The sequence below is a fragment of the Inquilinus ginsengisoli genome, from assembly GCF_031453975.1.
Lineage (GTDB): Bacteria > Pseudomonadota > Alphaproteobacteria > DSM-16000 > Inquilinaceae > Inquilinus > Inquilinus ginsengisoli_A.
Window position 1 is genome coordinate 491,177 of record NZ_JAVDPW010000004.1, and the last position, 16,920, is coordinate 508,096.

Below are 16,920 nucleotides of genomic sequence, written 5' to 3' on the forward strand. Positions count from 1 at the left end.
TGTCCTCCTGCGTGCTGTCGCGAAGACACTGCCATGGCCGCGAAGCGACGTCTTGAACGGAACGGCCAGGCGGGCGGAGACGGTTCAGGCGGCCCGGCGGGCGGCGGTCGGGCCGGCCGAGACGTGGGCCAGGATCATGGCCGGGGTCAGGCCGGACAGGCGCCGCGCCTCGCGCGTCAGGTGGGCCTGGTCGGCGTAGCCCGCCGCCGCGGCCAGGGCGGACAGCCCCTCCCCGCCCCTGGCCAGCGCCAGGAATCGCTGGAAGCGCAGGATGCGGTCGAGCGTCTTGGGGCCGTAGCCGAAGGCCTCGTGGCAGCGCCGCCGCAGGGCACGCTCGCTGATCTCGAGCCGGTCGAGCAGCGCGCCGACGCCGCGGCCCGCCGCTTCGTCGCCCTGCCCGAGCAGGCGGAAGGCCAGCGCCATCTCCGGCGCCGGCGGGCCGACCGCCGGAGCCAAACGGGCCAGCCCGTCCTCCAGCCGCGCCGCCCGCTCCGTCACCGTTGCGGCATCGCCGATCCGGGCGACGAGATCGGCCGCCCAGGGCCGGCGGAGGGCCTGGAGATCGACCTGCTGCCCGACGATCTCGGACATCGGCAGGCCGAGCCAGCGGTGGGCCGCGCCGGGCCGGAAGCGGAGGCCGACCAGGGTTTCGCCGGGGGGCAGCATCGGCATCGCCGCGGTGACGTCCGGCCCCGCCACGATCAACTGGCCATCGGCCCAGATCAGGTCGACGCAGCCGTCGGGAACCACCACCACCGGACCGGCCCGGTCCGGCGCGGCATGGGTCCAGCGGCACAGCACATGGTCGGCCAGCGCCGGTGCGGGCCGGGCCTCGCGATAGGTCCCGGCATGTTTGGCGAGGGCCAGGATGCCATCGTCCTGCGGCACCGGATGCGCCGTGCTAGTGCAGCTTCGCCGCCTTCAGCGCGCGGGCGCGGTCGGCGGAGCGGATGCGGACGTCGAACACGTCGCCTTCGCGGTCCAGCGTCAGCGGCACCTCGACCCCGGCCTCGCCCAGCGCCCAGACGGCGCGGAAGAAGCCGGCGAGGTCGGCGATCTCGACGCCGTCGACGGCCAGCACCGCGTCGCCCTCGCGCAGCTCCGCCCGCCGGGCCGGGCCGTTGCCGGCGAAGCCGACCACCACCACCCGCCCCTCGGCATCGGTCGCGAACAGGCCGAGCCAGGGGCGCGGCGGCTGGTCGGCGCGGCCCAGCGTCATCAGGTCGTCGAAGATCGGTTCCAGCAGGTCGATCGGCACCACCATGTTCAACGGCAGCACCCGGCCGCCCTCGGCCTGGTGCTGGATCTGCAGCGAGCCGATGCCGAGCAGGTCGCCGGCCGGGCCGATCACCGCGGTGCCGCCCCAATGGGGATGGGCCGGGGCGGTGAAGATCGCCTCGTCCAGCAGGTATTCCCAATAGCCGGCGAATTCCTGGCGGGCGACGATCTGCCCGGCCAGCGAACGGCCACGGCCGCCGGCGCCGGCGACCACGATCTCGGTGCCGGGCGGCGCGGCACGGCCATAGCCCGGCCGCAGCGCTGGCACGCCGAGCGGCCCTAACGCCTGGACCAGGCCGAAGCCGGTGGTCTGGTCGTAGCCCAGCACATGGCCGGGCACCGCCCGGCCGCGATTGGTGGTGAGCCAGACCTCCTCGGCCTCGGTAACGAGGTAGCCGATGGTCAGCACGATGCCGTCGTCGCGGATCACCACGCCGTTGCCGGACCGCTCGGTGCCCAGCGTGCCGGCGGTGAAGGCGTCGGGAGGGACGCGTGCGGTCAGGCCGACCACGGCGTCGAGCGCCTGGTCGAGATCGAAGACGTAGTCGTCGGGTTGGGGCTGTGCCCGGACGGGCACCTCCCAGTCGTCCGGTCCGTCGGCCATCCAGGCCTCCATGGTATCGGGCGGGTGTCTCTATGGACAATTGTCGACGCCATGCGGGGCCGGATGCAAGCCCCGCGACGGAATCGGGTGCGGCATGCCGGCGCGGAGGGGCTTGTTTCGCGCCCGCGATCGAGGACAGGCTGTGCCCTCGGAAGGGCGGTCGCGCCCGGTCCGGACGATCGAGGGGATGCATGGCGAAAGGCACGACGGCGGCCGCCAAAGGGGCGGTCGGCGAAAGCGGTGTGCTCGACCGGCGCGGCCGCAACCGGGCCCTGCTGGCCCGGCAAGGGCTGCTGCAGCGCTGGGCCATACCCGCCGCCGAGGCGATCGAGCGGCTGGTCGGGCTGCAGTCGCAGTCGCCCACTGCGCCCTATGTCGGGCTGTGGACGCGGCTGGAGCGGTTCGACACCGAGGATTTGGCCACGCTGATCCGCGACGGCAACGCGGTGCGCATCGCGCTGATGCGCTCGACCATCCACCTGGTCACCGCCGATGACTGCCTGGCGCTGCGACCGGTGCTGCAGGCGGTGCAGGAGCAGGCGTTCCGCACCGGCTCGCCCTATGGCAAGCGCCTGGCCGGGATGGACCTGGACGAGGTGGTGGCGGCCGGCCGCCGGATGCTGGCCAGCAAGCCACGCACGGTGGAGGAGCTGGGCCGGCTGCTGCAGGAGCGCTGGCCCGACCGCGACGCCAAGTCCCTGGGCTATGCCATGCGCAACCTGGCGCCGCTGGTGCAGCTGCCGCCGCGCGGCCTGTGGGGCCTCGGCGGATTGCCGGTCTGCGCCATGGCCGAGAGCTGGCTGCGCCGGTCGTTCAAGACCGACACGGCGCCGGATGCGATGGTCCTGCGTTACCTCGCCGGCTTCGGCCCGGCCAGCGTCCAGGACATGCAGGTGTGGTCGGGGATGCCGCGGCTGCAGGAGGTGGCCGAGCGGCTGCGGCCGCGGCTGCTGAGCTTCCGCGACGAGCAGGGCCGCGAGCTGTTCGACCTGCCCGAGGCACCGCGGCCGCCCGCCGACACGCCGGCGCCGCCGCGCTTCCTGCCCGAGTTCGACAACCTGATCCTGTCCCATGCCGACCGCGACCATGTCATCGCCGCGGCGGACCGGCCGCGCATCATCAGCAACACCGTGCTGCCGACCCTGCTGGTCGACGGCTTCATCCACGGCACCTGGCGGATCGTGCAGCAGCGCGGCCACGCCACGCTGGTGATCGCGCCCTTCGCACCGCTGTCGAAGACGACCGCCGCCGCCGTGGCGCGGGAGGGCGCCCGGCTGCTGGAGTTCGCCGCCGAATCCGCCGCCAGCCGCGAGGTGAAGATCACCCCGCCGGGTTGAGGTCCCGGTCCCAGGGCGGCACCGGGCCGAAGCTCTTCGCCAGGAAGTCGATGAAGGCGCGGACCTTGGCCGGCGGCCGCCGGGTCGCCGGATGCACCGCGAAGATGTCGTGGGTGGCGATCCCCGGATGGTCCAGCGCCAGCGGCACCAGCCCGCCGGAGCGCAGGGCCTCGGCGACCAGGAAGGTCGGCTGGTAGGTGATGCCGTATCCCGCGACCGCGGCGGCCACCAGCGCGTCGCCGTTGTTGGCGCGCAGGGCGCAGGTGACCGGCACCACGACGTCGCCGGCCCGGCCGAAGGCCCAGGCGTCGATCCCCATGGTCCGCGACAGGGTGTAGCCCAGGCAGGGATGGCGCGACAGCTCGGCCACCGTGGCCGGCGCGCCGTGCTGGCGGAGATAGCCGGGGGAGGCGCACACGATCATGCGGCAGGGCCCGAGCTTGCGCGCCACCAGGGTCGAGCTCTGCAGCATGCCGATGCGGATGGCGACGTCCCACCCCTCCTCCACCAGGTCGACCACGCGGTCGTTGAGGCCGAGCTCGACCGTCAGCGACGGGTGCAGCCGCGCGAATTCCGGCATCAGCGACGCGATCTCGCGCATGCCGAGCGAGACCGGCACATTGGCGCGCAGGATGCCGCGGACATCGGCATGGTCGGCGCCGGTCGCGGCCTCGACCTCCTCGACATCGGCGAGGATGCGCTCGGCGCCCTCGAGGTAGCGCTTGCCCGCCTCGGTCAGGGTGACCTTGCGCGTGGTGCGGTACAGCAGCTTGACGCCCAGCCGCTCCTCCAGCGCCGCGACATGCTTGGTCACCAGGGTCGGCGACATCGCCAGCGACCGCGCCGCGGCGGACAGGCCGCCCAGCCCGGCCACCCGGACGAAGACCTGCATCCCCGTGACCCGGTCCAGCATGTGATCTCACCCTCTCAGAGCGAAGTGTCTTTCCAGATGACCAGATTATCATCGGATCAAATGAAGATCATCTTGCGCCTCCACCATTGGAGGTCTCCATGATCGACACGCGCACCGCCCCGTTCGCCGCCCTGCTCCTGCGCGTGGCGCTGGGCGTCTGGTTCCTCGCCCATGCCGGGCTGAAGGTCTTCGTGTTCACCCCGGCCGGCACCGCCCAGTTCTTCGGCAGCCTCGGCCTGCCGCCCGGCCTGGCCTACCTGACCATCCTGGTCGAGGTCGTCGCCGGCATCAGCCTGATCCTCGGCCTGTGGACCCGGCTGGCCGCCCTGATCGGCATCCCGGTCCTGCTCGGCGCCATCGCCACCGTGCACGGCGCCAACGGCTTCTTCTTCGACAATCCGCATGGCGGCTGGGAATTCCCGGCGTTCTGGATCCTGGCGCTGGTGACCCTGTCCCTGACCGGCGACGGCGCCTACGCCCTGCGCCCGACCCCGCTGCCGAGCCAGGACGGCGTCCCCGCCACCCGCTGATCTGCGGCGCGACCGACCGGCGCCTGGGATGCGACCTTTGCCCGCGCCCGGCCCGCGCGACCATGAAAAGGGATCGGCGGCGTCGCCGCGGCCCTCTATGGTCGCCGGACCGGCCGCATCTATGATCGCGACACCAGCCCGCACAGGGTCGCCAGGCGCATCGACGCCGGCGCCCTCCGACGGCCGGGGCGGGCCTTGGGGATTGGCAGATGAGACGAGAGATCCTGATCGATGCCGCGGACGGAGTCGCCAAGGCGATGCTGGTCCGCCCCGACAATGCCGCCGTTCCTGACGGGCAGCTTCGCGGGGTCATCCTCTACATGGACGCCATGGGGCCGCGGGAGTCGCTCTACGGCATGGCGCAGCGCCTGGCCGATGCGGGCCATGTCGTGCTGGTGCCGGACCTGTTCTACCGCTTCGGGGCGTATGGCCCGTTCACTGGAACATCCTTCGGCGACGACACCGCCCGCGCCCAGATCATGAAGATGCTCCAGGGCACCAGCCAGGAGATGACGAAGCGCGACACGGCCGCCTTCCTCGCCGTGTTCGACAAGGAGAAGGTCGCGGGCCCCATCGGCACGGTCGGCTACTGCATGGGCGGCGCCCGCGCGCTGACGGCGGCGGCGGCCTATCCCGACCGCATCGCGGCGGCGGCCAGCTTCCATGGCGGCAATCTCGCCAGCGAAGCCGAGGACAGCCCGCACCGCCTGGCGGACCGGATCAAGGCGCGAATCTATGTCGGCGTCGCCGGGGTCGACAACAGCTTCCCGCCGGAGCAGTCGGCCCGGCTGGCGGAGGCCCTGCGGACCGGGGGCGTCGACCACATCATCGAGAACTATGTCGGCATGGCCCATGGCTGGGCGGTTCCCGACCACAGCGTCTACAATGAGACCGGCGCCGAACGGCACTGGACGCGCCTGCTGACCCTGTTCGACGAGGCGCTGGCGTAACGCTTCCGGCGGCAGGCCGGGCGGGCCGACGCTACAGAAGACCCGCCCGGGCCTGATCCAGGATCTCGTCCGACAGCGCGGGATCGTCGACGGCGCGGGCCAGGATCATGGCGCCGACCATCATCGACACCGTCCGGACCGCCTCCGCCCGGGTGTCGCCCTTGCCGGTCGACAGGAATTTGGACGACAGGGCGCCCAGGATGCCCTTGAGGTGCCGGGTGAACGCCCCCTTGGCCGGCGGGGTGCGGACCACCTCGCTGGCCAGGCCGGCCATGACGCAGCCCACGTCACGGTTGTCCCGGTGCTCCCGGGACAGATAGCCGTCCAAGAACTGCTGCCGGGCCGACGCTGACTCGCCGATCGCCACGATGTCGCGCAGCATCGCCCCCATCGCGTGGTCGATGCTCTCCGCGACCAGCGCATCCTTGGACGCGAAGTGGTTGTAGAAGGGCCCGTGCGTCAGCTGCGCCGCCTTCATGATCTCGGGAACGCTGACCCCGTTGAGGCCACGCTCCCGGAACAGCTTCGAGGCTTCCTGCAGGATCCGCTCATGGCGGGCGGCGGTTTCTGCGGCCGGGTATCTCATGATCTCACCACAAATTCGCTTGACGAGAAGCATGATGGTCATCATGTTTTGCGTCAAGCATGATGGCCATCATGCAATATATGTCATCATCGCCTCCGCACGAGGCCGATCCTTACCGAGATCGCAGCCGGTGCCGGCCAAAAGGAACCTTGCCATGAACATTCGGGGATCGGTCGTTCTCGTCACCGGCGCCAATCGCGGCCTGGGCCTTGCCTTTGCCCGCGAGGCGCTGGCCCGCGGCGCCGCCAAGGTCTATGCCGGCATGCGCGACACCACCGGCTTCGCCGAGCCCGGGCTGATCCCGGTGCGGCTTGATGTCACCGACCCGCAGACGATCGCCGCCGCCGCGGAATCCTGCGGGGACGTCACGGTGGTCGTCAACAACGCCGGCATCGGTGCGCTCACCAACGGCGCGCTCGACCCGGAGCTGGAGGCCCAGTCGCGCCGCCTGTTCGAGACCAACCTCTACGGCATCGTCCGCATTTCGCAGGCCTTCGCCCCGATCCTCGAGCGCAACCGCCCCGGCGCCATCATCGACGTGCTGTCCGACCTGACATGGCTGGTGAACCCGGTCCTGACGGCCTACGCGCTGTCGAAGGCGGCGGCCTGGAGCTACACCAACCACCTGCGTGTCCAGCTGAAGCCCCAGGGCACCCAGGTCCTCTCCCTGCATGTCGGCTTCATCGACACCGACCTGACCAAGGGCCTGGACATCCCGAAGAACGATCCCAGGGATGTCGCGCGCCACACCTACGAGGCGCTGGAGGCCGGGGAGAGCGAGATCATGGCCGACGAAAGCACCCGGGCGCTGAAGCGGTCGCTGTCCACCGCCACCCCCGCCTATATCGACCCGCCGTCGCACGGGTGAGCTGACGGGGGCCGGGACCACGCCGGCAATACCCCCGCCGTCCGCCTTCTGGCATGCTGCTTGCATCGTTCCGGGACAGGAACGGCAACCGGAACCGTGGCCGAACAAGCCGCGGACCGGCCCCTCGGGCCGCCGCAGCCGCGGCGTCCCGCCGGGACGGCCAGGGAGAGCAGGAAAGAGATGGACGGTCTGGATCCCACGGTCTTCGCCATCAGCCGCCCGGCGCTGCACGATTATGCGGCGGTGGCGCGGCCGGATGTCATGGTCGAGTGCTATCGCAGCGACGCCGGGCAGATGGAATCGCGCGGCACGCTGCACCGGCTGTCGCTGAACCGCAGCCGCCACGGCCGCTATGCCTTCCGCATCGGCGACGGGCCGACGCTGCGGGCGGACCGGCCGCGCTGGACCCTGGGCGTCCAGCCGGCCGGGCTGGCGCTGTTCGTCGACGGCGATGGCGCCGACTACATCTCGATCTTCCAGCATCCCGACACCTGGCGCCGGATCGGCCAGGATGTCGGGCCGGCGGATTTCGAGGATGCCGAGATGCTGGTCGCGGCCGACCCGGTGACCATCCATGTCGCCCTGGCCCTGGCCGAGCTGGCCCGCCACCCCGACGCCACCGACCCGCTGCTGGCGGAGCAGCTGGGCATCGCCTTCGCCGCCTGCACCCTGCGCCTGCTGTCGCACCGGCCGGCGCCGCGGCCCGAGCGGCCCGACGCCCTGTCGCCGGAGCGGCTGCGCCGGGTGCTGGACCACATCGAGGCGGCGCTGGAGGATGGCGATCTGAGCCTGGCCGACCTGGCCGCGATCGCCCATCTCAGCCCGTTCCATTTCAGCCGCGCCTTCAAGGCCGCGACCGGCTGCGCGCCGCATCAGTTCGTGCTGGCGCGGCGGGTCGAGCGCGCCAAGGCGATGCTGGAGCGGCGCGAGCTGGCGCTGGCCGAGATCGCCTACCGCGCCGGCTTCGCCAGCCAGGCCCATTTCTCCACCGCCTTCCGCCGCGCCACCGGCACCACCCCGGCGCGGTACCGGGCGGAGGGCTGAGGGCTGAGGCCGGTCGAGGCTGGCCCGCTCTTCCCTCGGCAACTCTCCAGCTGTCATTGCCCGGCTTGACCGGGCAATCCAGGGGCCACCGAGAGCCGCTCTGGCCACCCCTGGATGCCACGGTCAAGCCGTGGCATGACAAAGGAGGGGGACGGTCGGGGCCTGAGCAAGATCGGACAACGGAAGCGCAGGATTTCGAAAGAGCGCCGGCGGCGGGCCGCGCCATGATCCGGGACAGCACCACCCGGAGACCGCGCCGATGCCCTTCGCCCAGGCCCATCCGATCACCGACATCTGCTTCCTGGTCGAGGATGTGGAGCGCGCCATCGCCTTCTATGTCGACAAGCTGGGCTTCCGGCTGCGCCGCCGGGCCCCGGGCTTCGCCGACTTCAAGGGCGCCGGGCTGACCTTGGCGCTGTGGGAGATCGGCCATATCGCCGAGCACACCGGCGTGTCCGACCGCCGCGCCCCGCCGCAGGTGCACAAGGCCTGCGCCGCGGCCGAGCTGCCTTCGCCCGACGCGGTCGACGCCGTCTATGTCGAGCTGAGCACGCTGGGCGTGCCGTTCCAGCGCCCGCCCGAGGACTACGCCTGGAACGCGCGCTGCGCCTATTTCACCGACCCGGACGACAATCTGTGGGAGATCTATGCTTGGCTCGACGGCGGCCCGGTGGGCGACGTCGACACCCCGGCCGCGTGACGGAGGATCGCATGATGAGGACCGCCTTCGACCGCCGCGCCGTCCTGGCCGGCATCGCCGCCTTCGGCGCCGGCATCGCCCTGAAGATCCCAGAGGGCCGGGCCGAGGCCGCCACCGTGGTGGTCAAGTACGACTGGCTGATCAGCAACGGCCAGATCGGCGACGTGGTGGCTCTGAAGCGCGGCCTGTTCGAGGCCGAGGGGCTGGCGGTCGAGTTCTCGCCCGGCGGCCCGAACTCCGCCACCGTGCCGCCCGTCGTCACCGGCCAGGCGGCGCTGGGCCAGTTCTCCGATTCCGCGCAGCTGCTGCTGGCCCGCGCCTCCGGCGTGCCGGTCAAGATCATCGCCTGCGGCTACCGCTCCGGCCCCTTCGCCTTCTATTCCCTGCCCAAGGCGCCGATCCGCACGGTCAAGGACATGATCGGCAAGCGCATCGGCATCCAGCCCACCGCCCGCTTCGTGCTGGACGCCATCCTGGCGCAGAACAAGATCGACCCGTCGCAGCTGGACATCACCAATATCGGCTTCGACATGACGCCGCTGATGACCGGCCAGGTCGACGCCGTCACCGGCTGGATCACCAACACCCAGGCGCTGGCGGTGATCGGGCCCGACCGCATCGACCTGATGATGAAGGACACCGGCCTGCCCTCCTACTCCAACGTCTATTTCGCCACCGACACGGCGCTGGCCCAGAATGCCGAGGTGCTGGCGAAGTTCCTGCGCGCCGTGGCCAAGGGCTGGGCCTGGACCCATGAGCACCCCAAGGAGGCGGTGGACCTGACGGTCGACGCCTATCCCCAGCTGGACCGGGCGACCGAGCAGGCGACCATCGGGCTGGTGCTGTCGCTCAGCTTCGACGCCGGGACCAAGTCCAAGGGCTGGGGCAGCTTCGACCCCGACGCCATCGCCGAGCAGGTGCGGATCTACGATGCCATCGGCCAGTTCCAGGGCAGCACGCCGAAACCCGAGGACTGCTATTCGACCGCGATCCTGGAGATGACCGAAGCCGACCGGCCGAAGCTGGGGTGACGGTGGCACCGGACAGCGGCAACGCGATCAGCGGCAGCGCGATCAGCGCCAGGGGCCTGGCCATCGGCTATTCGCACGGCGCCGGCGCGCTGCCGGTGCTGGACGGCGTCGACCTCGACGTGCCGGCCGGCGGCTTCCTGACCATCCTCGGTCCGTCCGGCTGCGGCAAGTCGACCCTGCTGCGGGTGGTGGCCGACCTGCTGGCGCCGCTGGCCGGGGCCATCACCGTGCTGGGCGGCCCGCCGGCGCAGGCCCGGGCGCGGCGCGACATCGGCTTCGTGTTCCAGGATTCGACCCTGCTGCCCTGGCGCGACGTGCGCGGCAACATCGAGCTGCCGCTGCTGGTCGGCGGCGGCCGGCGCAACCGGCCCGAGCCGATGGCGACCGACGAACTGCTGGCCCTGCTCGGCCTGGCCGGGCTGGCGGAGCGGATGCCGGACCAGCTGTCGGGCGGCCAGCGCCAGCGGGTGGCGATCGCCCGCGCCCTGCTGTCCCGGCCGCGCATCCTCTTGATGGACGAACCCTTCGGCGCGCTGGACGAGATCACCCGCGACCGGCTGAACGACGAAATGCTGGCGCTGTGGCGGCGCACCGGCACCACCATCCTGTTCGTCACCCACAGCATCGCCGAGGCCGCCTATCTCGGCCAGCAGGTGCTGGTGCTGGCGGCCCATCCCGGCCGGGTGCAGGAGATCGTCGACCTCAGGCCCCTGAAGGATTCGGACGGCCGCTGCGACCGCGACGCGCCGGAGATCGTGGCCGTCGCCGCCCATCTGCGCCGGCTGCTGGCGGCGGGGAGTGCGAGATGACGACCTGGCCGGTCCTGGCTGCACGAACCCCCTCCCCCTACCCCCTCCCGCAGGGGGAGGGGGGACTCGGTTTTTCCTGTCGTCGAGGAGCGATCTCAACGGCGCCCCCACCCTGTCCTTCTTCCCCGCCCCCTTCTTGTCCCCCCTCCCCTCGCGGGAGGGGGCCAGGGGGAGGGGGTTCGGGCCGCCGAACAGGCCCCAACCATGATCGACCGCCTCCTCGCGGCACTGTGGCCGGCGCTGGGCGTGCTGTCGATCCTGGTGCTGTGGCAGTTCGGCCTGCCGGCGCTGGGCGTGCCCGCCTACATCCTGCCGACGCCGGCCGCGGTGTTCGGCAAGCTGTGGACCGACCGCCAGCTGCTGCTGGCCAATGCCGGGCCGACGGCGCTGGAGGCCGTGCTGGGGTTCCTGCTGGGCAATGTGGCGGCGGTGCTGCTGGCGATCCTGTTCACCTATTCCCGGCCGGTCCGCGCCGCCTATTTCCCGATCGTGCTGTTCCTCAACACCATCCCGGTGCTGGCCCTGGCGCCGATCTTCATCCTGGTGTTCGGGCTGGGCCTGCTGCCGAAGATCGTGATCGCGGCGGTGATCTGCTTCTTCCCCACCCTGATCGCCATGGTGCGCGGCCTGACCCTGGCCTCGGCCAATGAGCGCGAGCTGATGCGGGTGCTGTCGGCCAGCGGCTGGGAGCAGTTCTGGCGGCTGCGGGCGCCGCGGTCGCTGCCGATGCTGTTCACCGCGCTGCGCATCGCCGCCACCGGCAGCGTGATCGGCGCCATCGTCGGCGAATGGATCGGGTCGAATGCCGGCCTGGGCGCGCTGATCATCCAGGCCACCTTCAACTACCAGGCCGACCGCCTGTTCGCCGCCGTCTTCGTCGCCGCCGCCATGGGGCTGCTGATGTTCGGCCTGGTGGTGCTGGTGGAGCGCACCGGCTTCCGCCGCTGGGTGCGGTAGGGCGGCCGATGGGCGGGCCTCGCTTTTGTCACGGCCGAGGCTTCTTCCCCTCTGTCATTGCCCAGCTTGACCGGGCAATCCAGGGGCCACCAAGAGCCGCTCTGGCCGCCCCTGGATGCCACGGTCAAGCCGTGGCATGACAAGGGAGGGGGCGGCATCGCGCTCCTGCAAGGCCCATCGCTCGCACGAGAAGAATCAAGTGCCACAAGCCCCCTCATATCGCTTGACAGCGGACACAAAACACCCATAACTTAACTTTATGGTTAACAATCAAGATCCCGGCCTGGACCGCACCTTCGCGGCGCTCTCCGATCCCACCCGGCGGGCGCTGATCATGCGGCTCGGTGAGCAGGAGAGCCTGTCGGTCAGCGAGCTGGCCCGGCCCTTCGCCATGTCGCTGCCGGCGGTGATGAAGCATCTCGACGTGCTGTCGGATGCCGGGCTGATCACGCGGACCAAGACCGGCCGCACCGTGGCCTGTGCGCTGACCGCCGCACCGATGGAGCAGGCGATGGACTGGCTGGGCCGCTACCAGCGCTTCTGGTCCGAACAGCTCGACCGACTGGCCGCCTTTGTCGAGGAGGAGTCATGCTCACCAAGCCCAGCCTCAGCATCCGGCGCCGCATCGCCGCCGCCCCCGCCCGGGTCTACGGCGCCTGGACCGAACCGGAAAAAATGATGCGCTGGTGGGGGCCGGCGGGTGCCGAGACCATCAGCGCCGAGGCCGACCCCCGCACCGGCGGCCGCTTCCACGTCGCCTTCCGCACCCCCGACGGCGAACGGCACGATGTCAGCGGCATCTACAAGGAGGTGGTGCCCGACGAGCGGCTGGTGTTCAGCTGGGCCTGGCGCACCATGCCGGAGCGGGAGTCGCAGGTGACCCTGACGCTGCGCCCCGACGGCGACGGCACCGTGCTGATCCTGACCCATGAGCAGTTCTTCGACGAGCCCGCCCGCGACAACCACCGCACCGGCTGGAGCGGCGCGCTCGACCGGCTCGAACAGTCCCTCGCCGAGGCGCGCGCCGCCTGACGCGGCGGAGCGCGCTCAGTTCCAGGCCGGCCGCAGCTGAGCCGCGACCGGCCTGACGCTCAAATTTCCGGTTAACGATCCGGGCATCGCGCCAAGGCGGCCGATGCCGCAGCGGGCCTGCGCCCGGACTCGATGACGGCACCGCACCGGCGGCAACCCCCATTGTCGAAAATGGGCCGGCGCGTTCGACCATCTCGACATCTCTTCACCCGACAACCGGAGGATCCGAGGATGCAACCGCACGCAACCGTCTCCCGCGACGCATGGCTGGCCGCGCGCAAGGCGCTGCTGGCCGAGGAGAAGGCCCTGACCCGCGCCCGGGACGACATCAGCCGCCGTCGCCGCGCCCTGCCCTGGGTCGAGATCGACAAGCCCTATGTCTTCGACGGGCCGCAGGGCCGCGAGACCCTGGCCGACCTGTTCGCCGGCCGCAGCCAGCTGATCGTCTACCACTTCATGCTGGCGCCGGGCTGGGAGCATGGCTGCCCCAGCTGCTCCTTCCTCGCCGACACCCTCGACGGCGTGCTGCCGCATCTGGCGGCGCGCGACGTGACCCTGGTGGTGGTGTCGCGCGCGCCGCTGGCGGAGATCCGGGCGTTCCAGGCCCGCATGGGCTGGCGCTTCAAATGGGTCTCGTCGCATGGCAGCGACTTCAACTACGACTTCGGCGTCTCCTTCACGCCGGAGCAGACCGCCCGCGGCACCATCCCCTACAACTACGCCCAGCTGCCCTTCGCCGCCGAGGAGATGCCCGGCACCAGCGTCTTCGCCCGGGACGAGGCCGGGACGGTGTTCCACACCTACTCGTCTTATGGCCGCGGCGGCGACCTGCAGCTGACCGCCTACAATTATCTCGACCTGGTGCCGAAGGGCCGCGACGAGGACGGCCTTGCCTTCACCATGGCCTGGGTGCGCCACCACGACCGCTACGAGACCGGCCCGGCGCTCGACCGCAGTGCGACCTACCAGCCGCCGCAGCGGCTGGACTCCTGCTGCGGTTCGGCCGAGGCCACGGCGCCGGCCGTCAGCGTCGCCTGGGCCTGACGGCGACGGCGATGCAGGCGCTGTGGCCCTGGCTGGCGGTGGCCGGGATGGGGGCCTGGCACGGCCTCAACCCGGCGACCGGCTGGGCCCTCGCCGCGGCGCTCGGCCTGCGCCACCGCGGCGCGGTGCCGCGCGCGCTGGTCCCGATCGCGATCGGTCATGTCCTGTCGATCGCGGTCGTGGCCGGCGCGGTGGCGACGGCCGGGCTGGTGGTCGACCCGGCCTGGCCGCTCAGCCTCGCCGCTGTCGCCCTGCTGGGCTGGGCCGCGCTCCATCGGATCCGCGGCGTCCGGCAACAGCCTCCACCCGGCCTGGAGGCCGGCCTCGCCGGGCTGACCCTGTGGTCGTTCCTGATGGCGACGGCGCATGGCGCCGGGCTGATGCTGGTGCCGGCGCTGGTGCCGATCTGCCTGTCGGGCAGCGCTATGGGTTCGCTGACCGCCTCCCTCGGCCTGGCCCTGGCCGCCATCGCCCTGCACACCGCGGCGATGCTGGCAGTGACCGGGCTGGTCGCCGCCGGCGTCGCGCGCGGGATCGGCGGACTGCTGGGCCGATGGGTCGGGCGGGCGGCCCGGCCGGCGCGCTGATCGCCGTCGCGGGGCCACGAAACCAACCGGGAAGATGGCGTGTTGTTAAGGTGCGGGCCGGGCGCGCCTGTCGGATAGTCGTGCGCACGCCCCAAGCCGCCGAGGCAGGCCGGTCTCACGGCCGCGCTGGGCCTCGGCGCCGAAGATGGAGATGGATGCCATGGTCAAAGCCATCCTTGCAACGTCCGCCGCCGTCCTGGCCGTCGTGCTGGCCGCAGTGCCGGCCGGAGCCCAGACGGTCGTCATCCCCGCCCCCACGACCAACGCCGTCACCGCCCCGGCCCCCGCCCCGCAGGTGGTCGTGCCCGGGCCATCGGCGACGACGATGCCGGCCACGACGGTCCCGGAGAAGACGATGCCCTATCCGGTGCCGCCCGGCACCGCGGTGGTGGAGCCGCGCCGGTCGCCGGTCGCAGCCGACCCGCGCCACCCACCGGTCTCGGCGGTGGCCGGCGGGCCGGCGCCGGCCGACCCGCGCGAATATGCGACGAACACGCCGATCACCGTGACCGGCGGGATCAGCGGTGTCACCCACCGCAACGACGTGACCTCGTTCCGGCTGCAGACCCCGACCGAGGCTTGGACCGTGGTGGTGCCGCCCGGCCAGGCCGGCAAGTTTGCCAGCGGCCGCCGGGTCACCGTGGTCGGCTATCCCCATGTCGAGATCCGGAATCAGCTGCTGGCCCAGAGCGTCACCGCCAGCCGCTGAGGCGGGCTCCTCGGAACCGATGCCGAGGCGCTGGCCCGCGCGGCCGGCTCAGCCGGCGGCGGCGACCAGCGCCCCGGCGAGGCCGTCCGGCTGCGAGACATAGGGCCCGTGGCTGGCGGCGAAGGTGCGGGTCGCGGTCCGCTCCCCATCGCGGCGGCGACCGCCGCGATCATGAAATCCTGCCCGGCGATCGAGATCGCCCGATCCTCCAGGCAGCGGAAATAGTGCCTGGGCACCCGGCCGAAACGCTCCTTGGTTATCGCCGAGGGGGTGAGGGCCGCCTCGGTCGGCTCGTCGCAATGTACCGGGCCCGCCAGGATCCCGGCGAAGTCGGCCGGGCTGGTGTCGCCGTAGAGGGCACGGCCGGCGCCGGGGGCCGTCCGGATTTTGTGGTTACCGCTGCAATCACGGGCGGCCCCGCCCTCACCTCTCCGCTTGACTCCGGCTGGCCGCTGATTGAACATATGTTCATTGGTTGAGCAGAATCACAAATCTCAACCGATCGACCGTCTGGCGCCGCCGCCCTCATCGGTGGTGGCTTCCCGTCGGAAGACAGCGAGACCGCGAAGATGCGGCGTGCCCGAGGAAACAACCCGAGGAGGCTCCTCATGCCCTGGAAGAAGACGTCCAAAATTCTGGCCGGCGCCGGAATGCTGGCGATGCTGCTGTCGTCGGCCGCGTCGATCGCGGCGGAAAAGCTGACCATCGCCACGGTCAACAACGCCGACATGATCATCATGCAGCGCCTCTCGAAGGACTTCGAGAAGGAGAGCGGCATCACCCTCGACTGGGTGGTGCTGGAAGAGAACGTGCTGCGCCAGCGCGTCACCACCGACATCGCCACCAATGGCGGCCAGTTCGACGTGCTGACCATCGGCACCTACGAGGTCCCGATCTGGGCCGGCCAGGACTGGCTGCTGCCGATGGACAATCTGCCGGCCGACTACGCCCTCGACGATGTGCTGAAGCCGGTGCGCGACGGGCTGTCGCATGACGGCAAGCTGTACGCCCTGCCCTTCTATGCCGAAAGCTCGATGACCTTCTATCGGAAGGACCTGTTCGACAAGGCCGGGCTGAAGATGCCGGAGCAGCCGACCTACGACCAGATCAAGGAGTTCGCGGCCAAGCTGCACGATCCCTCGCACGAGATCTACGGCATGTGCCTGCGCGGCAAGCCGGGCTGGGGCGAGAACATGGCCTTCGTCGGCCCGCTGGTGAACACCTATGGCGGCCGCTGGTTCGACGAGAAGTGGAACCCGACCATCGACACCCCGGCCTGGCACGAGGCCATCACCTTCTATGTCGACCTGCTGAAGAACTACGGCCCCCCGGGCGCGCCGTCGAACGGGCACAACGAGAACCGCGCCTTGTTCGCCAGTGGCAAATGCGCGATGTGGATCGATGCCACCTCGGCCGCCGGCTATCTCTACAACCCGAAGGATTCGACCGTCGCCGACAAGGTCGCCTTTGCCCAGGCGCCGATCGCCAAGTCGCCGAAGGGCAACCACTGGCTGTGGTCCTGGGCCCTGGCCGTGCCGAAGTCGACCAAGTCGCCGGACGCCGCCAAGAAGTTCATCGCCTGGGCCACGTCCAAGCCCTACATCGAGGCGGTGGCCAAGAGCGACGGCTGGACCGTGGTCCCGCCCGGCACCCGCAGCTCGACCTACGCCAACCCGGAGTACCAGAAGGCAGCCCCCTTCGCAGCCTTCGTGCTGAAGGCGATCCAGACCGCCGACCCCAACGACTCGACCGTCGAGAAGGTGCCCTACACCGGGGTGCAGTTCGTCGGCATCCCCGAGTTCCAGGCCATCGGCACCGAGGTCGGGCAGCAGATCGCCGCCGCCCTCGCCGGCTCGGTCACCGTCGACCAGGCGCTGAAGACGGCGCAAGACGCCGCCGACCGCGCCATCACCCAGGGCGGATACAAGTAGGTTCTCCCTC

General features: G+C 71.1%; 19 protein-coding genes. 15 read left to right on the top strand and 4 right to left on the bottom strand.

The window, feature by feature from the left end; genetic code table 11:
- Positions 1–84: 84 nt before the first annotated feature.
- Together E9232_RS13870 and E9232_RS13875 are read right to left on the bottom strand one after the other, a co-directional pair.
- Entirely contained in the window at positions 85–888 is an 804-nt protein-coding gene (locus tag E9232_RS13870) for a DUF6597 domain-containing transcriptional factor (protein WP_309794739.1), read from the bottom strand.
- Between the two features lie 13 nt (positions 889–901).
- Positions 902–1,882 (bottom strand): S1C family serine protease, encoded by a 981-nt coding sequence (locus E9232_RS13875; protein ID WP_309794740.1) that lies wholly within the window; start codon positions 1,880–1,882, stop codon positions 902–904.
- A 191-nt stretch (positions 1,883–2,073) separates the two neighbouring features.
- On the opposite strand from E9232_RS13875, the gene E9232_RS13880 reads away from it, so the two are divergent.
- The gene (locus tag E9232_RS13880; RefSeq protein ID WP_309794741.1) at positions 2,074–3,219 is read left to right on the top strand and encodes a winged helix DNA-binding domain-containing protein; all 1,146 of its coding nucleotides are present in this window, start codon (positions 2,074–2,076) and stop codon (positions 3,217–3,219) included.
- On the opposite strand, the gene E9232_RS13885 is transcribed toward E9232_RS13880, so the two are convergent.
- Positions 3,203–4,132: a LysR family transcriptional regulator gene (locus E9232_RS13885; RefSeq protein ID WP_309794742.1), complete on the bottom strand. Its 930-nt coding sequence runs from the start codon at positions 4,130–4,132 to the stop codon at positions 3,203–3,205. The genes E9232_RS13880 and E9232_RS13885 overlap by 17 nt on opposite strands.
- A gap of 98 nt (positions 4,133–4,230) precedes the next feature.
- On the opposite strand from E9232_RS13885, the gene E9232_RS13890 reads away from it, so the two are divergent.
- On the top strand, positions 4,231–4,662 hold the full coding sequence (locus E9232_RS13890; protein WP_309794743.1) for a DoxX family protein: 432 nt from the start codon (positions 4,231–4,233) through the stop codon (positions 4,660–4,662).
- A 209-nt stretch (positions 4,663–4,871) separates the two neighbouring features.
- Positions 4,872–5,612, top strand: coding sequence for a dienelactone hydrolase family protein (locus tag E9232_RS13895; protein ID WP_309794744.1), 741 nt, complete (start codon positions 4,872–4,874; stop codon positions 5,610–5,612).
- Positions 5,613–5,643: 31 nt separating this feature from the next.
- Here the strand turns inward: E9232_RS13895 and E9232_RS13900 are convergent, their stop codons facing one another.
- Positions 5,644–6,198 carry a TetR/AcrR family transcriptional regulator gene (locus E9232_RS13900; RefSeq protein ID WP_309794745.1) on the bottom strand — a complete coding sequence of 185 codons (555 nt, stop codon included), beginning with the start codon at positions 6,196–6,198 and terminating at the stop codon, positions 5,644–5,646.
- Between the two features lie 154 nt (positions 6,199–6,352).
- Between E9232_RS13900 and E9232_RS13905 the strand changes: the two genes are divergently transcribed.
- The 12 genes from E9232_RS13905 to E9232_RS13960 all read left to right on the top strand — a co-directional run bounded on the left by E9232_RS13905 (position 6,353) and on the right by E9232_RS13960 (position 16,910).
- Positions 6,353–7,066 (top strand): SDR family oxidoreductase, encoded by a 714-nt coding sequence (locus tag E9232_RS13905; RefSeq protein ID WP_309794746.1) that lies wholly within the window; start codon positions 6,353–6,355, stop codon positions 7,064–7,066.
- Positions 7,067–7,246: 180 nt separating this feature from the next.
- The gene (locus E9232_RS13910) at positions 7,247–8,110 is read left to right on the top strand and encodes a helix-turn-helix domain-containing protein (protein ID WP_309794747.1); all 864 of its coding nucleotides are present in this window, start codon (positions 7,247–7,249) and stop codon (positions 8,108–8,110) included.
- A 259-nt stretch (positions 8,111–8,369) separates the two neighbouring features.
- Positions 8,370–8,810: a VOC family protein gene (locus tag E9232_RS13915; RefSeq protein ID WP_309794748.1), complete on the top strand. Its 441-nt coding sequence runs from the start codon at positions 8,370–8,372 to the stop codon at positions 8,808–8,810.
- A gap of 11 nt (positions 8,811–8,821) precedes the next feature.
- Positions 8,822–9,841, top strand: coding sequence for an ABC transporter substrate-binding protein (locus E9232_RS13920; protein ID WP_309794749.1), 1,020 nt, complete (start codon positions 8,822–8,824; stop codon positions 9,839–9,841).
- Positions 9,838–10,650 carry an ABC transporter ATP-binding protein gene (locus E9232_RS13925; RefSeq protein WP_309794750.1) on the top strand — a complete coding sequence of 271 codons (813 nt, stop codon included), beginning with the start codon at positions 9,838–9,840 and terminating at the stop codon, positions 10,648–10,650. Before E9232_RS13920 ends, E9232_RS13925 begins: the two co-directional genes overlap by 4 nt.
- A 204-nt stretch (positions 10,651–10,854) precedes the next feature.
- Entirely contained in the window at positions 10,855–11,607 is a 753-nt protein-coding gene (locus E9232_RS13930) for an ABC transporter permease (RefSeq protein ID WP_309794751.1), read from the top strand.
- Between the two features lie 259 nt (positions 11,608–11,866).
- On the top strand, positions 11,867–12,286 hold the full coding sequence (locus E9232_RS13935) for an ArsR/SmtB family transcription factor (RefSeq protein WP_309794752.1): 420 nt from the start codon (positions 11,867–11,869) through the stop codon (positions 12,284–12,286).
- Positions 12,196–12,639, top strand: coding sequence for an SRPBCC family protein (locus tag E9232_RS13940; protein ID WP_309794753.1), 444 nt, complete (start codon positions 12,196–12,198; stop codon positions 12,637–12,639). Before E9232_RS13935 ends, E9232_RS13940 begins: the two co-directional genes overlap by 91 nt.
- Positions 12,640–12,870: 231 nt before the next feature.
- The gene (locus tag E9232_RS13945; RefSeq protein WP_309794754.1) at positions 12,871–13,683 is read left to right on the top strand and encodes a DUF899 domain-containing protein; all 813 of its coding nucleotides are present in this window, start codon (positions 12,871–12,873) and stop codon (positions 13,681–13,683) included.
- A gap of 11 nt (positions 13,684–13,694) precedes the next feature.
- Positions 13,695–14,270: a hypothetical protein gene (locus E9232_RS13950; RefSeq protein ID WP_309794755.1), complete on the top strand. Its 576-nt coding sequence runs from the start codon at positions 13,695–13,697 to the stop codon at positions 14,268–14,270.
- A 160-nt stretch (positions 14,271–14,430) separates the two neighbouring features.
- A complete protein-coding gene (locus tag E9232_RS13955; RefSeq protein WP_309794756.1) occupies positions 14,431–14,979 on the top strand; it encodes a hypothetical protein in 549 nt (182 codons plus the stop codon).
- Between the two features lie 608 nt (positions 14,980–15,587).
- Positions 15,588–16,910 carry an ABC transporter substrate-binding protein gene (locus E9232_RS13960; RefSeq protein WP_374710616.1) on the top strand — a complete coding sequence of 441 codons (1,323 nt, stop codon included), beginning with the start codon at positions 15,588–15,590 and terminating at the stop codon, positions 16,908–16,910.
- The last annotated feature ends 10 nt before the right edge of the window (positions 16,911–16,920 follow it).